Source organism: Micromonospora sp. NPDC051196, assembly GCF_040682415.1.
GTDB lineage: Bacteria > Actinomycetota > Actinomycetes > Mycobacteriales > Micromonosporaceae > Micromonospora.
In genome coordinates this window covers 135,973-155,375 of the sequence record NZ_JBFBAY010000010.1, presented here as the reverse complement: position 1 = coordinate 155,375, position 19,403 = coordinate 135,973, and the positions used below count along the sequence as shown (strand labels likewise).

General features: G+C 69.7%; 19 protein-coding genes and 1 riboswitch. Of the genes, 7 read left to right on the top strand and 12 right to left on the bottom strand.

The genetic code is table 11. From position 1 onward, the window contains the following. The first annotated feature begins 33 nt into the window (after positions 1 to 33). Positions 34 to 133, top strand: a riboswitch (glycine riboswitch). A 79-nt stretch (positions 134 to 212) separates the two neighbouring features. Then, positions 213 to 3,035 carry an aminomethyl-transferring glycine dehydrogenase gene (gene gcvP, locus AB0M35_RS20125; protein ID WP_363747070.1) on the top strand — a complete coding sequence of 941 codons (2,823 nt, stop codon included), beginning with the start codon at positions 213 to 215 and terminating at the stop codon, positions 3,033 to 3,035. A 128-nt stretch (positions 3,036 to 3,163) separates the two neighbouring features. Here the strand turns inward: gcvP and AB0M35_RS20120 are convergent, their stop codons facing one another. Next, entirely contained in the window at positions 3,164 to 3,364 is a 201-nt protein-coding gene (locus tag AB0M35_RS20120) for a DUF5999 family protein (RefSeq protein ID WP_131299502.1), read from the bottom strand. A gap of 96 nt (positions 3,365 to 3,460) precedes the next feature. Here AB0M35_RS20120 and AB0M35_RS20115 point away from each other — a divergent pair, with 96 nt between their 5' ends. Together AB0M35_RS20115 and def are read left to right on the top strand one after the other, a co-directional pair. Then, positions 3,461 to 4,669 carry a chorismate-binding protein gene (locus AB0M35_RS20115; protein ID WP_363747069.1) on the top strand — a complete coding sequence of 403 codons (1,209 nt, stop codon included), beginning with the start codon at positions 3,461 to 3,463 and terminating at the stop codon, positions 4,667 to 4,669. 49 nt (positions 4,670 to 4,718) lie between these two features. Beyond that, complete coding sequence (gene def / locus AB0M35_RS20110) at positions 4,719 to 5,222, top strand: peptide deformylase (protein ID WP_363747068.1); 504 nt, start codon at positions 4,719 to 4,721, stop codon at positions 5,220 to 5,222. Here def and AB0M35_RS20105 read toward each other — a convergent pair. Genes AB0M35_RS20105 through AB0M35_RS20095 form a run of 3 tightly spaced genes read right to left on the bottom strand, consistent with a single transcriptional unit; the run spans position 5,208 to position 7,420 of the window. Then, on the bottom strand, positions 5,208 to 5,774 hold the full coding sequence (locus tag AB0M35_RS20105; RefSeq protein WP_363747067.1) for a GNAT family N-acetyltransferase: 567 nt from the start codon (positions 5,772 to 5,774) through the stop codon (positions 5,208 to 5,210). The two genes, def and AB0M35_RS20105, sit on opposite strands and share 15 nt — an antisense overlap. A 47-nt stretch (positions 5,775 to 5,821) precedes the next feature. Further along, positions 5,822 to 6,598: a GNAT family N-acetyltransferase gene (locus AB0M35_RS20100; protein ID WP_363747066.1), complete on the bottom strand. Its 777-nt coding sequence runs from the start codon at positions 6,596 to 6,598 to the stop codon at positions 5,822 to 5,824. 33 nt (positions 6,599 to 6,631) lie between these two features. Continuing rightward, complete coding sequence (locus AB0M35_RS20095; protein WP_363747065.1) at positions 6,632 to 7,420, bottom strand: TSUP family transporter; 789 nt, start codon at positions 7,418 to 7,420, stop codon at positions 6,632 to 6,634. 169 nt (positions 7,421 to 7,589) lie between these two features. On the opposite strand from AB0M35_RS20095, the gene AB0M35_RS20090 reads away from it, so the two are divergent. Together AB0M35_RS20090 and AB0M35_RS20085 are read left to right on the top strand one after the other, a co-directional pair. Beyond that, positions 7,590 to 8,369 (top strand): endonuclease/exonuclease/phosphatase family protein, encoded by a 780-nt coding sequence (locus tag AB0M35_RS20090; protein WP_363747064.1) that lies wholly within the window; start codon positions 7,590 to 7,592, stop codon positions 8,367 to 8,369. An 88-nt stretch (positions 8,370 to 8,457) separates the two neighbouring features. After that, positions 8,458 to 9,210 (top strand): hypothetical protein, encoded by a 753-nt coding sequence (locus AB0M35_RS20085; protein WP_363747063.1) that lies wholly within the window; start codon positions 8,458 to 8,460, stop codon positions 9,208 to 9,210. A gap of 31 nt (positions 9,211 to 9,241) precedes the next feature. Here AB0M35_RS20085 and AB0M35_RS20080 read toward each other — a convergent pair whose 3' ends face one another. The 4 genes from AB0M35_RS20080 to AB0M35_RS20065 form a co-directional block, all read right to left on the bottom strand. Then, positions 9,242 to 10,243 carry a tyrosine-type recombinase/integrase gene (locus AB0M35_RS20080; protein ID WP_363747062.1) on the bottom strand — a complete coding sequence of 334 codons (1,002 nt, stop codon included), beginning with the start codon at positions 10,241 to 10,243 and terminating at the stop codon, positions 9,242 to 9,244. Positions 10,244 to 10,753: 510 nt separating this feature from the next. Continuing rightward, a complete protein-coding gene (locus tag AB0M35_RS20075) occupies positions 10,754 to 12,154 on the bottom strand; it encodes a hypothetical protein (RefSeq protein WP_363747061.1) in 1,401 nt (466 codons plus the stop codon). After that, the gene (locus AB0M35_RS20070) at positions 12,151 to 12,678 is read right to left on the bottom strand and encodes a SigE family RNA polymerase sigma factor (protein WP_363747060.1); all 528 of its coding nucleotides are present in this window, start codon (positions 12,676 to 12,678) and stop codon (positions 12,151 to 12,153) included. Before AB0M35_RS20070 ends, AB0M35_RS20075 begins: the two co-directional genes overlap by 4 nt. A 188-nt stretch (positions 12,679 to 12,866) precedes the next feature. After that, positions 12,867 to 13,595, bottom strand: coding sequence for an SDR family oxidoreductase (locus AB0M35_RS20065; protein ID WP_363747059.1), 729 nt, complete (start codon positions 13,593 to 13,595; stop codon positions 12,867 to 12,869). A 118-nt stretch (positions 13,596 to 13,713) separates the two neighbouring features. On the opposite strand from AB0M35_RS20065, the gene AB0M35_RS20060 reads away from it, so the two are divergent. Then, positions 13,714 to 14,175: a peroxiredoxin gene (locus tag AB0M35_RS20060; RefSeq protein WP_363747058.1), complete on the top strand. Its 462-nt coding sequence runs from the start codon at positions 13,714 to 13,716 to the stop codon at positions 14,173 to 14,175. Positions 14,176 to 14,246: 71 nt separating this feature from the next. Further along, entirely contained in the window at positions 14,247 to 14,945 is a 699-nt protein-coding gene (locus tag AB0M35_RS20055; RefSeq protein ID WP_363747057.1) for a hypothetical protein, read from the top strand. Positions 14,946 to 14,996: 51 nt separating this feature from the next. Here the strand turns inward: AB0M35_RS20055 and AB0M35_RS20050 are convergent, their stop codons facing one another. Genes AB0M35_RS20050 through AB0M35_RS20035 form a run of 4 tightly spaced genes read right to left on the bottom strand, consistent with a single transcriptional unit; the run spans position 14,997 to position 19,157 of the window. Continuing rightward, positions 14,997 to 16,172 (bottom strand): GNAT family N-acetyltransferase, encoded by a 1,176-nt coding sequence (locus AB0M35_RS20050; RefSeq protein ID WP_363747056.1) that lies wholly within the window; start codon positions 16,170 to 16,172, stop codon positions 14,997 to 14,999. Positions 16,173 to 16,195: 23 nt separating this feature from the next. Then, a complete protein-coding gene (locus AB0M35_RS20045; RefSeq protein ID WP_363747055.1) occupies positions 16,196 to 16,681 on the bottom strand; it encodes an OsmC family protein in 486 nt (161 codons plus the stop codon). 47 nt (positions 16,682 to 16,728) lie between these two features. Continuing rightward, entirely contained in the window at positions 16,729 to 17,727 is a 999-nt protein-coding gene (gene cydB, locus AB0M35_RS20040) for a cytochrome d ubiquinol oxidase subunit II (RefSeq protein WP_363747054.1), read from the bottom strand. A gap of 14 nt (positions 17,728 to 17,741) precedes the next feature. After that, on the bottom strand, positions 17,742 to 19,157 hold the full coding sequence (locus AB0M35_RS20035) for a cytochrome ubiquinol oxidase subunit I (protein ID WP_363747053.1): 1,416 nt from the start codon (positions 19,155 to 19,157) through the stop codon (positions 17,742 to 17,744). Between the last annotated feature and the right edge of the window lie 246 nt (positions 19,158 to 19,403).

The following is a 19,403-nucleotide window of genomic DNA, read 5'->3' as shown; positions in this document are numbered from 1 at the left end:
GGCGGGGGCGCTGGTAGCGTTGATCGTGCCGGTAGCACCCACGTGGGAGAGACCGCCCTGGCAGCAGCCGGGTCGGCGCCGAAGGGGCAAATCCTCCCCGGAACCTCTCAGGCAAAAGGACCGCGTCGGGACAGGCACTGTGGAGCGCCCGTGTGGTGTGACAGAGGGGGAGGGCCGACCTGTCGACCCCCACCCCCGCGGGAGCGCCGCCCATGACCGCAGAACTGTTCGCCGACCGTCACATCGGTCCCGGCCCGGACGACGAGCGCCGGATGTTGGAGACCGTCGGGTACGCGTCGATCGACGAGTTGATGGACGCGGCGATTCCGGAGGTGATCCGCTGGCACGGCCGGTTGGATCTGCCGGAGCCGGCCGGCGAGCACGACGCCCTGGCCGAGTTGCGGGCCCTGGCCGCCGACAACACCGTCGCCGTGTCGATGATCGGGTTGGGTTATCACGGTACGCACACCCCGGCGGTGATCCGCCGTAACGTGCTGGAGAACCCGGCCTGGTACACCGCGTACACGCCGTACCAGCCGGAGATCAGTCAGGGCCGGTTGGAGGCGTTGCTGAACTTCCAGACGATGGTGTCGGATCTGACCGGCCTGGCGACCGCCAACGCGTCGATGCTGGACGAGGGTACGGCGGCGGCCGAGGCGATGACCTTGGCGCGGCGGGCGTCGAAGAGCGCCAGTGCGGTGTATGTGGTCGACTCCGACACCCTGCCGCAGACCATCGCGGTGATCACCGGCCGGGCGGAGCCGCTCGGTATCGAGGTGCGGGTCGTCGACGTGGACCGCGACGAGTTGCCGGCGGAGTTCTTCGGCCTGCACCTGCAGTATCCGGGTGCCTCGGGGGTGGTGCGGGATCATGCGCCGCTGGTCGAGGCCGCGCATGCCGTCGGGGCGTTGGTGACCGTCGCGGCGGACCTGCTGGCGTTGACGGTGTTGCGGGCGCCGGGGGAGATCGGCGTGGACATCGCCGCCGGCACCACTCAACGGTTCGGTGTGCCGATGGGCTTCGGTGGGCCGCATGCCGGTTATCTGGCGGTCCGGTCGGGTCTGGAGCGGATGCTGCCGGGCCGGCTGGTCGGGGTTTCCCGGGACGCCGCCGGTGATGCGGCGTACCGGTTGGCGTTGCAGACCCGTGAGCAGCACATCCGTCGGGAGAAGGCGACCAGTAACATCTGCACCGCGCAGGTGCTGCTGGCGGTGATGGCCAGCATGTACGCCGTCTACCACGGCCCGGACGGGTTGCGGCGCATCGCGGCGCGTACGCATGCGATGGCGGCGCGGCTGGCGGCGGGGTTGCGGGCCGGCGGGGTGTCGGTGCCTGAGGTGGGGTTCTTCGACACGGTCACCGCGACGGTGCCGGGTGGGGCGGCGCAGGTGGTCGCGGCGGCGGCCCGGCGGGGGGTGAACCTGCGGCTGGTCGACGCCGACCGGGTGGGGATCTCCTGCGACGAGACCACCACCGACGCGCATCTGGCGCAGGTGTGGGCGGCGTTCGGGGTGCCGGGTGTCGAGGGGCAGGTGCCCGAGGCGTTGCCGGCGGGGTTGGTGCGTACGTCGGATTTCCTGACCCATCCGGTGTTCCGCAGCCATCATTCGGAGACGGCGATGCTGCGGTACCTGCGGCGGCTGGCCGACCTGGACTACGCCCTGGACCGGGGCATGATCCCGTTGGGTTCGTGCACCATGAAACTCAACGCGACCACCGAGATGGAGCCGGTCAGCTGGGCGCAGTTCGCGCATCTGCACCCGTTCGCACCGGCCGACCAGACCGCCGGTTACCGCAAGATGATCGACCAGTTGGAGGGCTGGTTGGCGGAGGTGACCGGCTACGACGCGGTCAGTGTGCAGCCCAACGCCGGTTCGCAGGGGGAGTTGGCGGGCCTGTTGGCGATCCGCGCCTATCACCGCAGCCGTGGCCAGGCGCACCGCAACGTGTGTCTGATTCCGGCGTCGGCGCACGGCACCAACGCGGCGAGCGCGGTGATGGCGGGGATGCGGGTGGTGGTGGTCGGCTGTGACGCCGGCGGCAACGTCGACCTGGTCGACCTGGACGCGAAGATCGAGGCGCATGCCGACGCCCTGGCGGCGATCATGGTGACGTATCCGTCGACGCACGGGGTGTACGAGACGGGCATCGCGTCGCTGTGTGCGAAGGTCCACGACGCCGGTGGCCAGGTGTATGTCGACGGGGCGAACCTCAACGCGCTGGTCGGGTTCGCCAAGCCGGGCCGGTTCGGGGCGGACGTGTCGCACCTGAACCTGCACAAGACGTTCTGCATTCCGCACGGTGGTGGTGGGCCGGGGGTGGGTCCGGTGGCGGTGCGGGCGCATCTGGCGCCGTTCCTGCCCGGTGATCCGGTGGGGGAGCCGGTCGAGGGTCGGCCGGCGATCTCGGCGGCCCGGTACGGGTCGGCGGGGATCCTGCCGATCCCGTGGGTGTATCTGCGGATGATGGGTGCGCACGGGCTGGCCCGGGCGACCGGGGTGGCGGTGTTGGCGGCCAACTATGTGGCGGCGCGGCTGCGTGGGCACTTCCCGGTGCTGTACGCGGGCAACAAGGGCCTGGTGGCCCACGAGTGCATCCTGGATCTGCGGCCGTTGACGAAGGCGACCGGGGTGAGTGTCGACGACGTGGCCAAGCGGCTGATCGACTACGGGTTCCACGCGCCGACGATGTCGTTCCCGGTGGCGGGAACGTTGATGGTGGAGCCGACGGAGAGTGAGGACCTGGCCGAGCTGGACCGGTTCTGCGACGCGATGATCGCCATCCGGGCGGAGATCGACGCTGTCGCGGCAGGGCAGTGGCCGGCCGACGACAATCCGCTGGTGAACGCGCCGCATACCGCGGCGATGGTCTCCGGTGACCAGTGGCCGCACGCGTATCCGCGGTCGGTGGGCGGCTATCCGGCCGGGGTGGACCGGGTAGCGAAGTACTGGCCGCCGGTGCGGCGGGTCGACGGCGGCTACGGCGACCGGAATCTGGTGTGCTCGTGTCCGTCACCGCAGGCGTACGAGGACTGAGCCGCAGGACGTGCCCGGGGCGGCGGTAGTGGCCGCCCCGGCGGTACGCCGACCTGGGTGCGACCGGCGCTGCGGCGGGGGACTAGCCTGGGACGACGCGGGAAAGGTCGTGACTGATCGTGGTCGTTTCAGGCGGCGAGGGCGTGTCGGGCGGGTCCGCGGTGAGGTGCGATGCTGCTGCCGTCGGGCAGCAGTTCGCCGGTGTCCTCGAAGACGATGACGCCGTTGCAGAGCAGGCTCCAGCCCTGCTCAGGAAAACAGGCGATGGCCTTGGCGGCTTCCCGGTCGGTGGCTTCGGCGGAGGGGCAGGTGGGTTGGTGCTGGCACATCGGGTTCTCCGGACTGTGGGGGCACTGTGTCATGGTTCACATGACCAGTGACGCACAGTACCAAGCGGAAGCGCGCGGCATCGAGCAGATGTCCGCGTGGTGCATGGGAAATCCACTGAACGGATGAGCACCAATCGCCCGGACGTCGTGGAAGCGCTCCCACAAATGGTGGTCGATCCGCCGGCCGTCCCCACCACCTGTCGCGGCCGGCTCACCGAACGCGCCCGCTGGCAATGGCGCCCCACCGACGGCGGCGACCCCGCCGCACAGGCCGAAGAATTCCTCACCGCCCACGGCCTGCACCTGCACGACCTCGCCCGCCCCGCACCCACCCACGACCCCGACGGCGTCTGCGGCGCCGCCCTCTACGTCTCCGCCACCGCCGGCACCCTGATGGCCGGCGGCACCCCCGGCCCGCCCAGCCCCGCCGACCTGCCCGACCTCGCCGTCGTCATCTACGCCCACACCGACACACCCCCACCCACACCCCCGACAGCCGGCTGGTGGCGGGGACCCTGGACCGAAAGCTGGACCCCACACCAACACGCCACCGCCGTCGAGGCCGTCCGCCACGCCATCGGCCACGGCGAGGTGTACCAGGTGAACCTCGTCGGCCACGCCGCCGCCCCGTACGCCGGCGACCCCCTACCCGCCCTGGCCCGCCTCGGCCGGCTACCCGGCGCCCGCTACGGCGGAGTACTGACCGGCCCCGGCTGGGCCATCGGCTGCGCCAGCCCGGAAACCCTCATCGAAGTCCGCGACGGCACCCTCACCACCCGCCCCATCAAAGGCACCCGCCCCGCCACCACCGCCGGCCGCACCGACCTGCTCACCTCCGCCAAGGAACGCGCCGAACACATCATGATCGTCGACCTGGAACGCAACGACCTGGCCCGCATCGCCGCCACCGGCAGCGTCCGCGTCGACGACCTGTTCGCCGTACGCCGCTGGTGCGACCTGTGGCAGGCCGAATCCACCGTCCGCGCCGACATCGCCGACGGCCTCGGCCTGGCCGACCTGCTGCGCGCCGTCTGCCCCGGCGGCTCCGTCACCGGCGCCCCGAAACTGGCCGCCCTGCACCACATCGCCGCCCTGGAACCCGTCGGCCGAGGCGCCAGCATGGGCGGCCTCGGCTGGGTCAGCCCCGGACACATCGACCTGGGCCTGACCATCCGCACCGCCGCCGTCGACCGCGAATCCGTCCACGTCTGGGCCGGCGGCGGCATCACCTGGGACAGCGACCCCGAAGCCGAAGTCGCCGAAGCAGCAGCCAAAACCGGCCCCGTACGCGCCGCCCTCCGATGATCGCCGCCACCCACCCACCACCCACCGGTCACCGACTAGCCTTGCCGACATGACCATGCGGGACATCCGAATCATCGGCGACCCGGTGCTGCGCACCCCCAGCGAACCGATCACCAGCTTCGACGCCGAACTACGCGCCCTGGTCACCGACCTGATGGACACCCTGCTCGGCAGACCCGGCCGCGCCGGCGTCGCCGCACCGCAGATCGGCGTCAACGCCCAGGTCTTCGTCTACGACGCCGACGGCCACCGCGGCCACATGATCAACCCCACCCTCGAACTGTCCGACGAACTACAAAACGACGACGAAGGCTGCCTGTCCATCCCCGGCCTCTACTTCCCGACCCCCCGCGCCCTGCACGCCACCGCCCACGGCTTCGACCAACACGGCGAACCACTCACCATCGCCGGCAGCGGCTTCCTCGCCCGCGCCCTGCAACACGAAACCGACCACCTCCACGGCCGCCTCTACGTCGACACCCTGCGCGGCGACGTACGCCGCCGCGCCCTGCGGGAGATCCGCGCCGGACGCTACGACTCACCCCGCCGCTGACCCCGACCACTGCCGCCGGGTGATCTCGTACTCCACCTCACCCTGCTCCGACCCCGGCAACGGATCCGGCCACGACTGGTGGAACGTTCGCACATAACGCATCCCCACCGCCGCCATCGTCGCCCGCGACGCCACGTTCACCGCCATCGTCTCGGCGAAAATCCGCCGCAACCCCAGACCGGCGAACCCGTACCGAATCAACTCCCGGGCCCCCTCGCTGGCCAACCCCCGCCGCCACCACCGGCGCGCCAACCGGTAACCCAACTCCGCCTGCCCCACCACCGGCCCCTGATCGGCACGCTGCGGCGGCTCCAGCAGCCACCAACCGACGAACTCACCCTCGACCAGACCGGCCCAGAACCCCAACCCCGGCACCTGCCCGGCCACCGCCAACCGCCGCCGATGCACCTGACGCACCTGTTCAGCCGACCGCACCGGGCCCAGGAAACGCATCACCTCCGCATCCGCGTCCAACTCGACCTCACCGGCCAGATGCTCATCGGCCAGCGGCACCAACACCAGCCGGGCCGTACACAACGTCGCCTGAGTCATCCGCGCATTCTGCCGACCACCAGCCCACCCACGCGACCGCAAACCCCTCAACAGCCCACAGCGCACAGGTCGAACTCCCCGTACTCACCCACCCGACGGAAACCCAACCGCTCGTACAACCGCACCGCCGCACCGTTGTCCGCCTTCACGTTCAACGTCACATGCTCCACCTCGGCGCACAACAACCCACACAGCCGGGCCACCGCCGCCGCAGCCAACCCGCGACCACGCCACGCCGGATGAGTGGTCACATTGCCCAACGCCGCCACCCCGTAGGCCGGCGAATACACGTGCACCCCCGCCACCGCAACCAACGCACCACCGGCCCACACACCCACATACCTGCCGGTGTCCACCATCCGGGCATCGAACCAGTTACCCGGATACGCCACCGCGTACAACTCGCGCAGCGCCGGCAACTCCGCACGGCCCAGAATCTCCCCAACCGGGGCCACCGCCGCCAACCGGCCCGGCTGCGTCAACGCCATCTTCAGATGCGCACCCGCCGACACCACCCGGAACACACCACCCAACGCCGCCTCCACACCAGGAGACAGGTGCGCCCACAACCGGGCCGGCAACACCGGTGCCAACTCACCCAGCAGTCCGGCCAACTCCGCGACCCCCTCCGGCCGCGCCAACGCCAGCAACGTCGGTGGCCGCGCCCCGTGGTACAGCAACGCCACCGCCTCACCCCGCCGAAACCACGACGTGTACGGCCAGAAGAACTCGTCCAGGTCACCCAACTCGTAGGCGTGCAGCAACGGATCCCGACCCAACAACCCCGCCAACACGGCCCGATCGTGTTCCGCGCGCACCGGCATCCGCCGATCCTCACACGACACAGACACCCACCGTCAGCCGGCCAGCCACTGGTCGTACCCCAGCTTCGCCACCAACGCCAACACCACCACCAGCAACACCACCCGCACGAACCCGGCACCCCGACGCAACGCCATCCGCGCCCCCACCATCGCCCCCGCGATATTGCACACCGCCATCGCCGCACCCAGCAGCCACCACACATTCCCGGTCACCGCGAACACCACCAACGCCCCCGCGTTCGTACCCGCGTTCACCACCTTCGCCATCGCCGAACCGTGCAGAAAATCCGCCCCCACCAGCGTGGTGAACGCCAACACCAGAAACGTGCCGGTACCCGGACCGATCAACCCGTCATAGGCGGCGATACCCACCCCCGCCACCAGCACCGCCACCACGATCCGCTTCCGGGTACGCCGCTGCGGCACCGACAACACCCCCAACCGCGGCCGCAACAGCACGAACAACGCCACCGACAACAGCACCACCAACACCACCGGCCGATACGCCGACGGCGGCACCGCACCAGCCAACGCCGCACCCACACCCGCGCACACCAACGCCAACGCAGACGCCGGCCCCGCCACCGCCCAATCGATCTTCGTACGGCGGGCGAACGTCACCGCCGCCGTCGCCGTACCCGCGATCGCCGCCAACTTGTTCGTCCCCAACGCGGTCGCCGGCGGAATACCCGGCGCGGCCACCAGCAACGCCGGCAACAACAACAAACCACCACCACCGACCACCGCATCCACCCAACCGGCCAACGCGGCAGCCGTCAGCAGGGTCGCAACGGTCAACGGATCAAGCTCCACGCGCCGCATTCTGCCCACCGCACCCCCTCTGACGTGGGCGTCTGTGGCCAGCCTCACCGCCCCCGCAGCCTGCGCACCCAGATCCCCAGCGCCCCCACCGCCACGAAAACCAGCATCGAACAGAACAGGCCCCTCAGCATTTCCGAAACTGTGCCACCACCGTCGCTAAGGTGACACCGTGCGCCTGGCCACGTTCAACCTGCTGCACGGACGATCACTGACCGACGGACTGGTCGACCCGAACCGCCTCGCCGCCGCCGTAACCGCCCTCGACGCCGACGTACTCGCCCTCCAGGAAGTCGACCGCGACCAGTCCCGCAGCGGCAACCTGGACCTCACCGCCATCGCCGCCCAAGCCCTCCACGCCCCCGAACACCGCTTCGCCGCCGCCGTGGTCGGCACCCCCGGCGAAGCCTTCCGCCCGCTCACCCACGACGACGACGGCCACGGCGAACCCTGCTACGGCGTCGGCCTGATCTCCCGCCACCCCGTCACCACCTGGCAGGTCACCCGACTACGCCCCGCCCCCGTACGCTCCCCGGTCTACGCACCCGGCCCCGGCGGCGGACTCATCCTGCTACGCGACGAACCCCGTGTCGTCCTCGCCGCCGTCCTCGACACCCCACACGGCCCGCTCACCGTCGCCGCCACCCACCTGTCCTTCGTCCCCGGCTGGAACATCCGCCAACTCCGCCAGGTCATCCGCGCCCTACGCACCCTGCCCGCCCCACGGATCCTGCTCGGCGACCTCAACCTGCCCGCCTGGGCCACCCGCCTCACCACCGGCTGGCACCTGCTCGGCCGCCGACCCACCTACCCGGCCGGAGCCCCCCGCGTCCAACTCGACCACGCCCTCGCCGACCGGCGCGGCTTCACCCGACTACCACCGGTCACCGCAGTACGCACCCCACTGTCGACCATCTCCGACCACCGGCCCCTGCTGATCGACCTCGGCTGACCATCCATCGACACCGGTCTTGACTACGCCACATCTAGTCATCGACAGTTGGCAATCTAGCCGAGACTCGACAGCGGGGTGAGGACGCATGGAACTGGCCCAGGCCGTTCACACAGCCGTGGCAGCCGTGGCAGACCGGATCATCGGCACCGGCAACCTCACCGACACCACCGTCGACCACCTCTACCGCAGCATCGCCCGCAAACTCAACACCTCCGTCATCGGCGCCCGCCTGCTCAGGGAACTGGAGAACCAACCCACGGCCCCCGCCGCCCGCAGGGACGCCACCCAGGCCGTGACCGCCGAAGCCGAAGCCGACCAGCAGTTCGCCGCCGAACTACAACACCTCGTCGACCAACTCACCCACAACCTGCCGCACCCCTACCGCCCGACCCACACCCCACCCGCACCCGACACGGCGACCACCGACCGCGACCACCCACCGGCACGGACTCCGCACTCGACAACCGGCACCGTCATCCTCATCGCCGCCGTCGCGGCCATCCTGTTGACCATCAGCGGCACCGTGCTGGTCACCCTCGTCCTACCCCAGGTCGGCCTCACCGAAGGCGCCCGACTCAACAAACTCGCCGGCACCTGGGTCGGAGAACCCCCCGACAACGGCAGCCTCACCATCCGCCCCGACGGCACCTTCGCCATCACCGACCGGAACTGGTCCTGCCCCGGACGCGTCACCTCCCCAGCCCGATCCGAATACGTCCTGGAAATGGACTGCGGACTCTTCCGCACCTCCTTCGACGGCAAACTCAACCTGCTCGGCAACAAACTCACCCTCATAGCACCCGGAGCACCCGAGGCCACCGTCCTCACCCGCCAGTAGACCCGCATCCGCTGCGGCACGCCGGCTGCACTCAACCGGTCCGCGGCCGTACCAACCCCACCAGAGCCCGGTTCGTACGGTTCGCCCGTACCGCCTCCCGCTGCTGGCCCGCCGTGACCTCGATGTACGTCTGCGACGACGCCAACGACGCATGCCCCAACAACCGCATGATCTCCGCCGCCCCCGCACCGTCCTCGGCCAACCGGGTCGCGAACGTGTGCCGCAACGCATGCAGACGCGCCCCACGCGGCACCCGGTCACCGATCCCCGCCCGCCGATAACAGGACTCCACCAGATACTGCAACCCACCCCGGCGTAGCGGCTCACCCCGCCGGTCCACCAGCAACGGCGAATCCGGGCGCACCGTACGCGTACCGAACCGGCGCACCCGACTGTCCAGATAAGCCGCCAGCACCGCGTCCAGACCCGGCTCCACCGGCAACACCCGAGGCCGCCCGCCCTTGCCGGCCACCTCCACCCGACGCTCACCCGGCCGACCGCCCAGCGAACCGACCCGCAGCGCCAGCAGCTCCGACAACCGCAACCCCGCGCACAGCGCCAACGCCAGCACCGCCACATCGCGTTCCGGCCACGGATCACGCTGCCGCCCCTCGCCCCGCGCAGCCGAGGCCAGCAGCTGCTCCGGAGTGTCCTCACCGCGCAACGGCTTCGGCTGGGGGAGCGGGGTCCGAGGGCGACCCACCGCCGGCATCGGATTGCCCGGCACCACCTGCTCGGCCACCAGGAACGTGAAGAAGCCGTTCCAGGTGGACCAGGCCCGCCCGACCGAGGCAGCGGCCCGGTCGACGGCGAATCGCGCGAACGCCGTGCGCAGCAGCCCGGGGGAGAGCGCGCCGATCCGAAGATCAGCGAGGGGGAGGGGAGGGGCCGCCAACTCCGCGGCGAGCGCTGCCACCGCGGTCAGATCCCGCCGGTACGCCGCCTGAGTGTGCGGAGAGGGTTTACGGGTGGCCCGCGCAGTCAGAAACTCCTCGATCAGCTCGATGACCATCCCACCCGTTTTGTCATGCATAAGGCATATTATGCACCTTTTTCGGGTTGCCCGCCAACCTCGGGGGAGCACCTCAAGATCACAACAATCAACTTCGACGACCTAACCCAGGCGCAAGCCGCGACACAACCTCGCTGCTGATCAGGCGTACTTGATCGTCATCGCTGCCGTCGAGCCGTGGTCCACGTGGTCCGGGGCAGGGATGGTGGGCGGACCTGTGCGTAAGGTGACGGCACCCGGCCGCGTGCCGCCAGGGCGCCGGTCGCGGATCATGCGCACCTGTGCGAGTCGGGTGCGCGTCAGGGCGTCACCCGTCGCGGCGGCCGGCAGTCGGACGTTGCAGTCCTTCGGTGAGGCGCATCAAGAAGCGCTACGAGCGGGCAGGGAGGGCCGCTCGCCTGCCGGGAGGCCCCGCTCCCGGTCAGCTTTACATAATGTCAATTATCGAATGATGTCTCGACGCTGGGAGGCGGGCGTTCCGCGGGTGGGTTCGGCCCTTGCCGGACCGGACCCACCCGGTGCGCGTGGTCGCTATCCGGTGATTCGGGTATTCGTGGAGGCGCCGGGTAGGCCGCCGCTGTTGGTTTCGAAGGCTGGAACGGGTGTGCTCATGAGCGTGGTCCCCTCGGCGGCGTGGGCGGTGACGATCGCGGGCTTGTCCGGCGGGACGGTGGTGGTGCCGAAGCCGGATGTGTCGAGGGTGACCGGGGTCGGCGTGCCCTCCACGACTGTGACGACTATGGTGGCTGCTCCCGGTGGGGCTACCACGTTGACGCGGTCGGTCCGGGTGTCCCCACCCTCGGCGCGCATCCTCCAGGCGATGGGGCGTTGTTCGGCGCCGTCGGCGGGCAGCAGCAGCCGCAGGTCGGTTCGCCAGCCGGTGGTGTCGCCGTGGATGGCGTAGGCAATGACGCCACCGTTCGTGGGTTGAATCGTGAACAGCGCGGCGGGCCTGTCGTTGATCTTGCCGCACCAGCGCACGCGGATCGTGACATCGTGGACGGACAGCCGGCTGTCCCGCAACGCGTGACCGACGAACCGCGCCAGGATGGCTCGGTCCATGACGGGTCCTCGGGTGTCGCGGATGGCGGCGGTGAGCATCTCGTCGGTCGGCTCTTGACTGTCGTCTGATCCGCTCCATCCGCCATGTACGGGGCCTTCGTAGATGACGGTGTCACCGCTGGTGACCCGAGCAGCGAGCGCGGGCCCTCCGACAAGAGTGGTGGGTGGCAGCGAGGTGACACCGATACCCGTACCGACCGAGGAGGAAAGCTGGTGGCTCTCCACTACGCCCTTCGGCGAGTAGCCGGAGAACCCGCTGATCGTCACGGTGGAACCCGCGGGGCCGATGACCACCGCGGCACCCCCGTTCTCCGCGTCGCTTTGCATCCAGGTTGCCACTGCCGTGTCGGCGGGTTCGTTGCCGGCCTGTTGCATCTGTTCCGGCTCGGCCCCGGGCGGGCCACTGAACCAGACAAGCGTCGAGTCGGTGATGATGCCTAGGCGCAGAGGGACGAAGACCAGCGCGATCCGGCGGCCGGGTATGTCGTCGGCGTACACGATCCGGATCGCGTCGCGGTCGGTAATCCTCCACCATCCCTCCGGATCCTGCAGGTCGATGGGCTGCCTGCGTAGGCCGTCCATCCAGTTGTGGTCGGCAGCGAGGCCGCCCCGGGCGGGTCCGTCCGCGAGCGGTGACGGCGACGAGGCGACGGCGATGCCGGGGAACCATCCGGGGAGGGGAATCAGGTTGGTCTGAAATCCGACGGCGGCGGCCAGGAACCCGGCGATCGCACCGGCGCGGATGCGGCGCACGCTCCGGTGGCCTGCCTCCCGTCGCCTGAAACGTGGCCATGGATCCGCCATCACGGCCACTGTGTCAGCCTCGGCGCGGAGGGCGTCGCGGAGCTCGGTTTCCACGTCTGCGGTCATGCTGGGTCCTCCTGCAGGCTGGTCTCGATGATCGTGGACGGCGGCTCCAGGTCGGCGCGCAGTCGAGCGAGCCCGCGTGATGCCTGGCTCTTGACCGTTCCGGTCGAGCAGCCGAGCACTCGGGCGATGTCCGCCTCACTCAGGTCCTCGAAGTACCGGAGGACGAGCACGGCCCGCATCCGCGGCGGGAGGCGTCGCAGCGCCTGCAGCAACTGATGCCGGTTCTCCGCCCGGTGATAGTCGTCGGGGGAAGCGACGGCGTCGGCGTCGAGTAGCGGTACCTCGACTGTTCGGCGGCGCCGTCGCCACGACACCGCGGTGTTGACCATTACCCGACGGACGTAGACCCCGGGCGCGTCCTTGCGGAGAATGCGGCCCCACCGCCGGTGGGTCTTCTCCAGCGCGGACTGCACCAGGTCTTCGGCGACGCCCCGGTCACCGGTGAGTAGATAGGCCGTTCGGGTCAACGGCCCCCACTGTTGCAATACGAACTCGCGGAATCGTTCCTCATCGTCATCCGGCATGGGTGGCCCATATCGTCCACCGTGCTCTTGCGCGCATGGGAGGTAGACGCTTCCTGCTACGGGGCAGGTTGAGCGGTGGCGGCGAGATTCTCGTCGGCTGTCCCCTGGTCGGCGTGGAGTTGACCGTTGCCGCTCAGGCGCCGTGATCCTGGTGCTGCATCAGGCTGCCATCGATACGGACGTTCATGTCAGAGGCCGCCGCCGACTCGGAGGATGGCGCCGGTGGTGTAGGAGGCGTCGGGGCTCAGTAGCCAGGTGATGGCGGCGGCGACCTCGTCGGGTTCGCCGGGGCGGCCCAGTGGGATGCGGGCGGCGGCGCGGTCGGGTCGGTCGGGTTGGCCGGACAGGGCGTGGATGTCGGTGCGGATGATGCCGGGGGCGACGGCGTTGACCCGGATGCCCTGTGGGGCGAGTTCCTTGGCCAGGCCGATGGTGAGGGCGTCGGTGGCGGCTTTGACGGCGGCGTAGTGGACGTACTCCCCTGGGCTGCCGAGGGTGGCGGCGACGGAGGAGATGTTGACGATGGCGGCACCGTCGGTCATTCTGCGGGCAGCCTGTTGGGCGCAGAGGATGTAGCCGACGAGGTTGACGTCGATGACTTCGCGCAGGTCGGCCGGGCGCAGGTCGGTGAAGGGGCCGATCGGGCTGGTGATGCCGGCGTTGTTGACCAGTCCGGTGATGGGGCCGAGTTCGGCGGCGGCGTCGAACAGGGCGGTGACCTGGTCGGGGTCGCGGGTGTCGGCGGGTACGGCGATGGCGCGTACGCCGGTGGCGCGTAGTTCGGTGACGACGGTGTCGGCGGTGGTGTGGTCGCTGCGGTAGCCGAGGGCGAGGTGGTGGCCGGCTGCGGCGAGGCGGCGGGCGGTGGCGGCGCCGATGCCTCGGCTGCCGCCGGTGATGACGGTGACGGGTGTCATTGGTCCTCTCCCCCTGTCCCGGCCGGTGGCGGCGACGTTACCGTGACGGTCGGTGCGGTGGGCAGCGTGGTGTGGTCCAGCACACGGCGGGTTTGCTGGTGTCGAGTGAGGAGTTCCGGTGGCGGGTGTGGGTGTCGGTGATCTGGTCGAGGACTTCGAGTTGCCGGACGAGACGGGTCGGGTGCGGCGGTTGTCGGAGTTCCTGGCGTCCGGTCCGGTGGTGTTGTTCTTCTATCCGGCGGCGATGACGCGGGGGTGTACGGCGGAGAGTTGTCATTTTCGGGACTTGGCGGCGGAGTTCGCTGCGGTGGGCGCGCAGCGGGTCGGGATCAGTCGGGATTCGGTGGCGCGGCAGGCGGAGTTCTCGCGTCGGCACGGGTTCGACTTTCCGTTGTTGTCGGATCCGGACGGTGTGGTGGCGGAGCGTTTCGGGGTGCGGCGGTGGTTGCCGTTGGGGCCGTTGAGTACGCGGCGGATGACGTTCGTGATCGGTACGGATCGGCGGGTGGTCGAGGTGGTGCACAGTGAGCTGGGCATGAACGAGCACGCGGATCGGGCGTTGCGGGCGTTGGGGGGCTGATCTTCGGGTTGTCGGCGGCGGCTGGTATCAAGGCAGGCGGTTGAACACGTGTACGAGGGAGAGGTCGTGTGATGGGTGCCGCTGACCAGGGTTTGTCCGATGACGAGGTACGTGGCATCCGGGAGGCGTTGGCCGCGGGTCGTAAGCCGAAGGTGGTGTTCACGGCGGCGGCGGGTCAGATTGCCGGGCAGTTGGGTCAGGTGGTCGAGTTGACCGATCCTTCGGTGTCCGACGAGTTCGTGGTGGTGCGGTTCGGGCGTGACGAGTTGCCCTTCTCCCCCGCTGACGTGGCGGTGGCGCCGCGTGGTGCGGGTCGTCGGCCGGCGGAGCCGAAGGTGGAGGCGGTGCCGGTCGAGCCGGTGGTGGCGGAGCCGGAGTTCGTGTTGGATCGGGTGCCGCAGCCGCGTCGGGAGGAGCCGAAGGTGCAGGAGGAGTCGAAGGTGGAGGCGGTGGAGACGAAGCCGGCGCGGCGGGCGGTGAAGGCGGCGAAGCCGAAGGGTCCGGCGGGTTTGACGGTGACGTTGGCGTACGCCGAGGGTGAGTGGACGGTGGCGGCGCAGCAGGGTGCGAAGGCGTTGGCGAAGCCGTACGTGGTGAAGCCGGCGGAGGCGCTGCGGATGGTGGCGTTGGTGGATGTGCCGGGGGTGCACGAGGCGGTGGAGCAGATCCTGGCGGCTGAGCGGTCGGAGGCCGAGCGGCAGGCGGAGAAGCTGCGGGCGGAGTTGGCGGAGATCGAGGCGCGGCTGGCGGAGTTGCGCGAGGCGGGCTGATCGGCAAGGTCACAGCAGGGCCCGGGGCTTCCGCCCCGGGCCCTGCTGTGCTTAGAAGTAGTCGAGGGCTTGGGCGGGTGGGCCGGCGGCGAGTAGGTCCAGGGCGCTGGGGTCGGGTGTGTTGTGGTGCAGGAGGCCGGCTTCGGCGAGGGTGCGGGCGGTGGCGGTGGCGGTGTAGAGGCGGGCGAAGCCGCGGACGGTCAGGTGCAGGTCGGCCTGGGTGGTGGTGCGGTGCAGGTGGGCGTGGCCGTCGGCGACGGTGAGGTGCCAGGTGCCGGTGTTCCAGTCGGCGAGGTCGTCGGTGAGGGTGAAGGTGATCTGTCCGCGGGTGTGGGCGGGCCAGCCTCGGGTTTCGACGGCGCGGACGATGTCGACGGGGCGGTGCATCCAGGTGTCGTGTTCGTGTTGGCGGGCGAGTTCGAGGGGCAGTTGGGCGCTGATGGCGTCGCCGGGCAGTGGGGTGATCCGCACGGTGGGGGTGACGCTGTGCCAGCTGGCGAGTACGCCGATGAGGGCGCGGGCGGCGTCGGCGGTGGTGGCGAGGATGTCCTCGATGGTCAGGACGGCGTCGGGGCCGTAGCCGCGGCCGCGGGTCCAGCCGGCGTAGCCGACCAGGGTGTTGTCGTGTTCGACGAGGGTGAGCCCGTCGTAGGGCAGTTCGTCGCCGGTGGTGAATCGGGGGTGGGTGCGGGTGAGCAGGCCGTTGCGGTGGTGGGCGACGCGTTGGTACAGGTCGGTGGTGGCGGGCAGGTCGGCGGGGGTGCCGGCGCGCACGGTGAGGTGTGGTGGTCGTTGGTGTCGGGGCAGTGCGGTGGTGGGCAGGTCGAGGGTGCGTAGTTGTCCGGTGACGTCCCAGCCGAGGGCGCGGTAGGGGCCGGTGGTGGTGGCGAAGAGGGTGCTGATGGCGGCGCCGCGTTCGTGGGCGCCGTGCAGCAGGGCGCGTAGCAGGGCTCGGGCGATGCCGGTGCCGCGGCCTTCGGGGGTGATGGCGACTCCGGCGACGCTGGCGGCGGGTACGGTCCGGCCGGTCCACCATTGGTCGTCGTGCAGGTCGACGGCTTTGCCGAGGAGGTTGCCGACCGGGTCGAAGGCGCCGTAGCTGGTGCGGCCGGCGGGTGGGGTGCTGGGGTGTGGGGGTGGTTGTGGGTCGGAGCCGAAGGTGAGTCGGCCCAGCTGCCAGGTGGCGGGTAGGTCGTCGGTGGTGAGTTCGCGGATGGTGGGCTGCACGGCCTGACGATAGTGAGGTCCGGTCAGGTGGTGCGGGTGGTCGGTTGGTGGCGGACGGGGAAGTTGACCGAGTTGGCGATGAAGCAGACGTGGTGGGCGTCGTCGTGCAGGGCGGTGGCGGCGTCGGTGGTGTCGGGGTCGGCGACGGTGACCTGGGGGTGCAGGACGACTTCGGTGAAGTGGCCGTTGCCGGTGTTGTCGGTGGTCATGGTGCCGGTGGCGTGGTCGACGTAGTCGGTGACGACGATGCCGTTGTCGGCGCAGAGGTGCAGGTAGGCGAGCATGTGGCATTGGGACAGGGCGGTGAGGAGGAGTTCTTCGGGGTTCCAGCGGGTGGGGTCGCCGCGGAAGGTGGGGTCGGAGCTGCCGGGGATGACCGGGTGGCCGTCGGCGGTGATGTCGTGGTCGCGGCGGTAGTCGCGGTAGCCGCTGGTGCCGGTGCCGAGGTTGCCGGTCCAGGTGACGGTGGTGGCGTAGGTGTGGGTGTGTAGGCGGGGCATGGTGGTCATGGTGCCGGATCGGGCCGGGGTGGTGGTCCCCCGGCCCGATGGGTCGGTCAGTGTTGTGGGATGTGGGCGACGCCGATGCGCTTGCGGAACACCCAGTAGGTCCAGCCCTGGTAGGCGAGCACGATCGGGGTGAAGATGACCGCCACCCAGGTCATGATCTTCAGGGTGTAGGGGGTGGAGGCGGCGTTGACGGCGGTCAGCGTGCCGGCGGGGTCCAGCGTGGAGGGCATCACGTTGGGGAACAGTGCGGCGAACAGGGTGGCCACGGCCAGGGCGATGGCCACGGCGGTGCCGGTGAAGGCCCAGCCTTCGCGGCGTACCTTGGCGGCGGCGAGACCACCGAGCAGGGCCAGTGCCGCGCCGACGGCGAAGACGACGGCGGCGGTGCTGGAGCGGATGGTCAGGGTCCAGCTGAGGAAGGCCACGGCGAGCACGGCGGTGCCGATGCCGAGGCGTACGGCGAGGGTGGCGGCGCGTTCGCGGATGTCGCCGACGGTTTTGAGGGCGATGAACACGGCGCCGTGGGTGAGGAACAGGGCCGCGGTGGTGGCGCCGCCGAGCAGGGCGTACGGGTTGAGCAGGTTGAGCAGTCCGCCGGCGTATTCGTGGTCGGCGGTCAGGGGTACGCCGCGCAGGATGTTGGCGAAGGCGACGCCCCATGCGATGGCGGGGATGAGGGAGCCGAAGAAGATGGCGGCGTCCCAGCGTCGTTTCCAGGAGGCTTCGGGGCGCTTGTGGCGGTATTCGAAGGCGACGCCGCGGGCGATGAGGGCCAGCAGGATGAGCAGCAGGGGCAGGTAGAAGCCGGAGAAGAGGGTGGCGTACCACTCGGGGAAGGCGGCGAACATGGCGCCGCCGGCGGTGATCAGCCAGACCTCGTTGCCGTCCCAGACCGGCCCGATTGTGTTGATCATGACGCGGCGTTCGCGGTCGTCGCGGCCGAGTACGGGTAGCAGCATGCCGACGCCGAAGTCGAAGCCCTCGAGGATGAAGTAGCCGGTGAACAGCACGGCGACGAGGAGAAACCAGATGGTGGTCAGTTCCACGATGGGGCTCCGGGTCAGTAGGCGAAGGCGAGCGGGCGCTCGGTGTCGTCGGTGTCGTCGGGTTCGGGGTCGGGGGTGACGTCGGGTACGCCGGCCTTGGCGTAGCGCAGCAGGAGTTTGACCTCGATGACGGCGAGGGTGGCGTAGATGAGGGTGAAGGCGGTGAAGCTGGTGAGGACTTCGGTGAGGGAGACGCTGCGGGAGACGCCGTCGCGGGTGAGCATTTCGCCGAAGACGATCCAGGGTTGGCGGCCCATTTCGGTGAAGATCCAGCCGAAGGAGTTGGCCAGCAGGGGCAGGATGGGCATGGCGAGGCCGGCGCGCAGCAGCCATTTGCTGTTGGGGGTGGTGCGGCCCTTGCGGTGGGTCCAGAGCACCAGGAGTGCGATGGCGGCGGCGGCGAGCCCGAAGGCGATCATGAAGCGGAAGCTCCAGTAGGTGACCGGGATGATCGGGGTGTAGCTGCCGGCGCCGTACTGGGCGGTGTAGAGGGCCTGGAGGTCGTTGATGCCCTGCACGGTGCCGTTGGGGTCGCCGGTGCCGAGGTACGACAGCAGGTAGGGGATCTTGATGGCGAACAGTTCGCGGCTGCCGTCGAGGCTGCCGATGGTGAGTACGGAGAACGAGGCGGGGCTTTCGGTGGTGTAGAGGCCTTCGGCGGCGGCCATTTTCATGGGCTGCACCTGGGTCATGATCTTGCCTTGGATGTCGCCGGTGATGGAGACGACGACGGCGGAGACGAGGGTGACCCAGGAGCCGAATTTCGCGGCGAAGCGGTAGGCCGGTGTGTCGGCGCTGTCGCGGTTGCGGATCAGGTGCCACAGGGCGACGGAGACCAGCAGGCTTCCGGCGACCAGGAAGGAGCCCGCGATGGTGTGCGGGAAGGTGATCAGGGCGACCTTGTTGGTGAGGACGGCGACGAAGTCGGTCAGTTCGGCGCGTCCGGTTTCGGGGTTGAAGCGGTAGCCGACCGGGTTCTGCATGAACGAGTTGGCCGCGAGGATGAAGTAGGCCGACAGGTTGGTGCCGATGGCGGCGGCCCAGATGCTGGCCAGGTGCAGGCGTTTGGGCAGGCGGTCCCAGCCGAAGATCCACAGGCCGATGAAGGTGGATTCGAGGAAGAAGGCGACCAGGGCCTCGATGGCCAGGGGGGCGCCGAAGATGTCGCCGACGAAGCGGGAGTAGTCGCTCCAGTTCATGCCGAACTGGAATTCCTGCACGATGCCGGTGACCACACCCATCGCGAAATTGATCAGGAACAGCTTGCCGAAGAACTTGGTGAGTTTGAGGTATTTCTCGTTGCCGGTTCGGTGCCAGAGGGTCTGCAGGATGGCGACCAGGACGGACAGACCGATGGTCAGTGGTACGAAGAGAAAGTGGTAGACGGTGGTGACACCGAACTGCCAGCGGGCGACGTCCAACGCGTCCACCTGCGACCCCCAGGCTGCTTATACTACAAGACGTAGTAGATACTACCGCTCGTCGTACAGAGAAATGCAGAGTCGAGGGGCCCGAACGGGCCCGGGACCAATGACCCTGCTCACCTCTGCCGGACGGCCCGCCGGTGACCCACCCGGTAGGGCCGTGGCGGCGACCCGTCCTCGGTCAGGAAGGACAGGCTCATCACCCCGCCGCCCTTGCCGATGACCGTGTAGGTCACCAGGGCCAGCGGGATG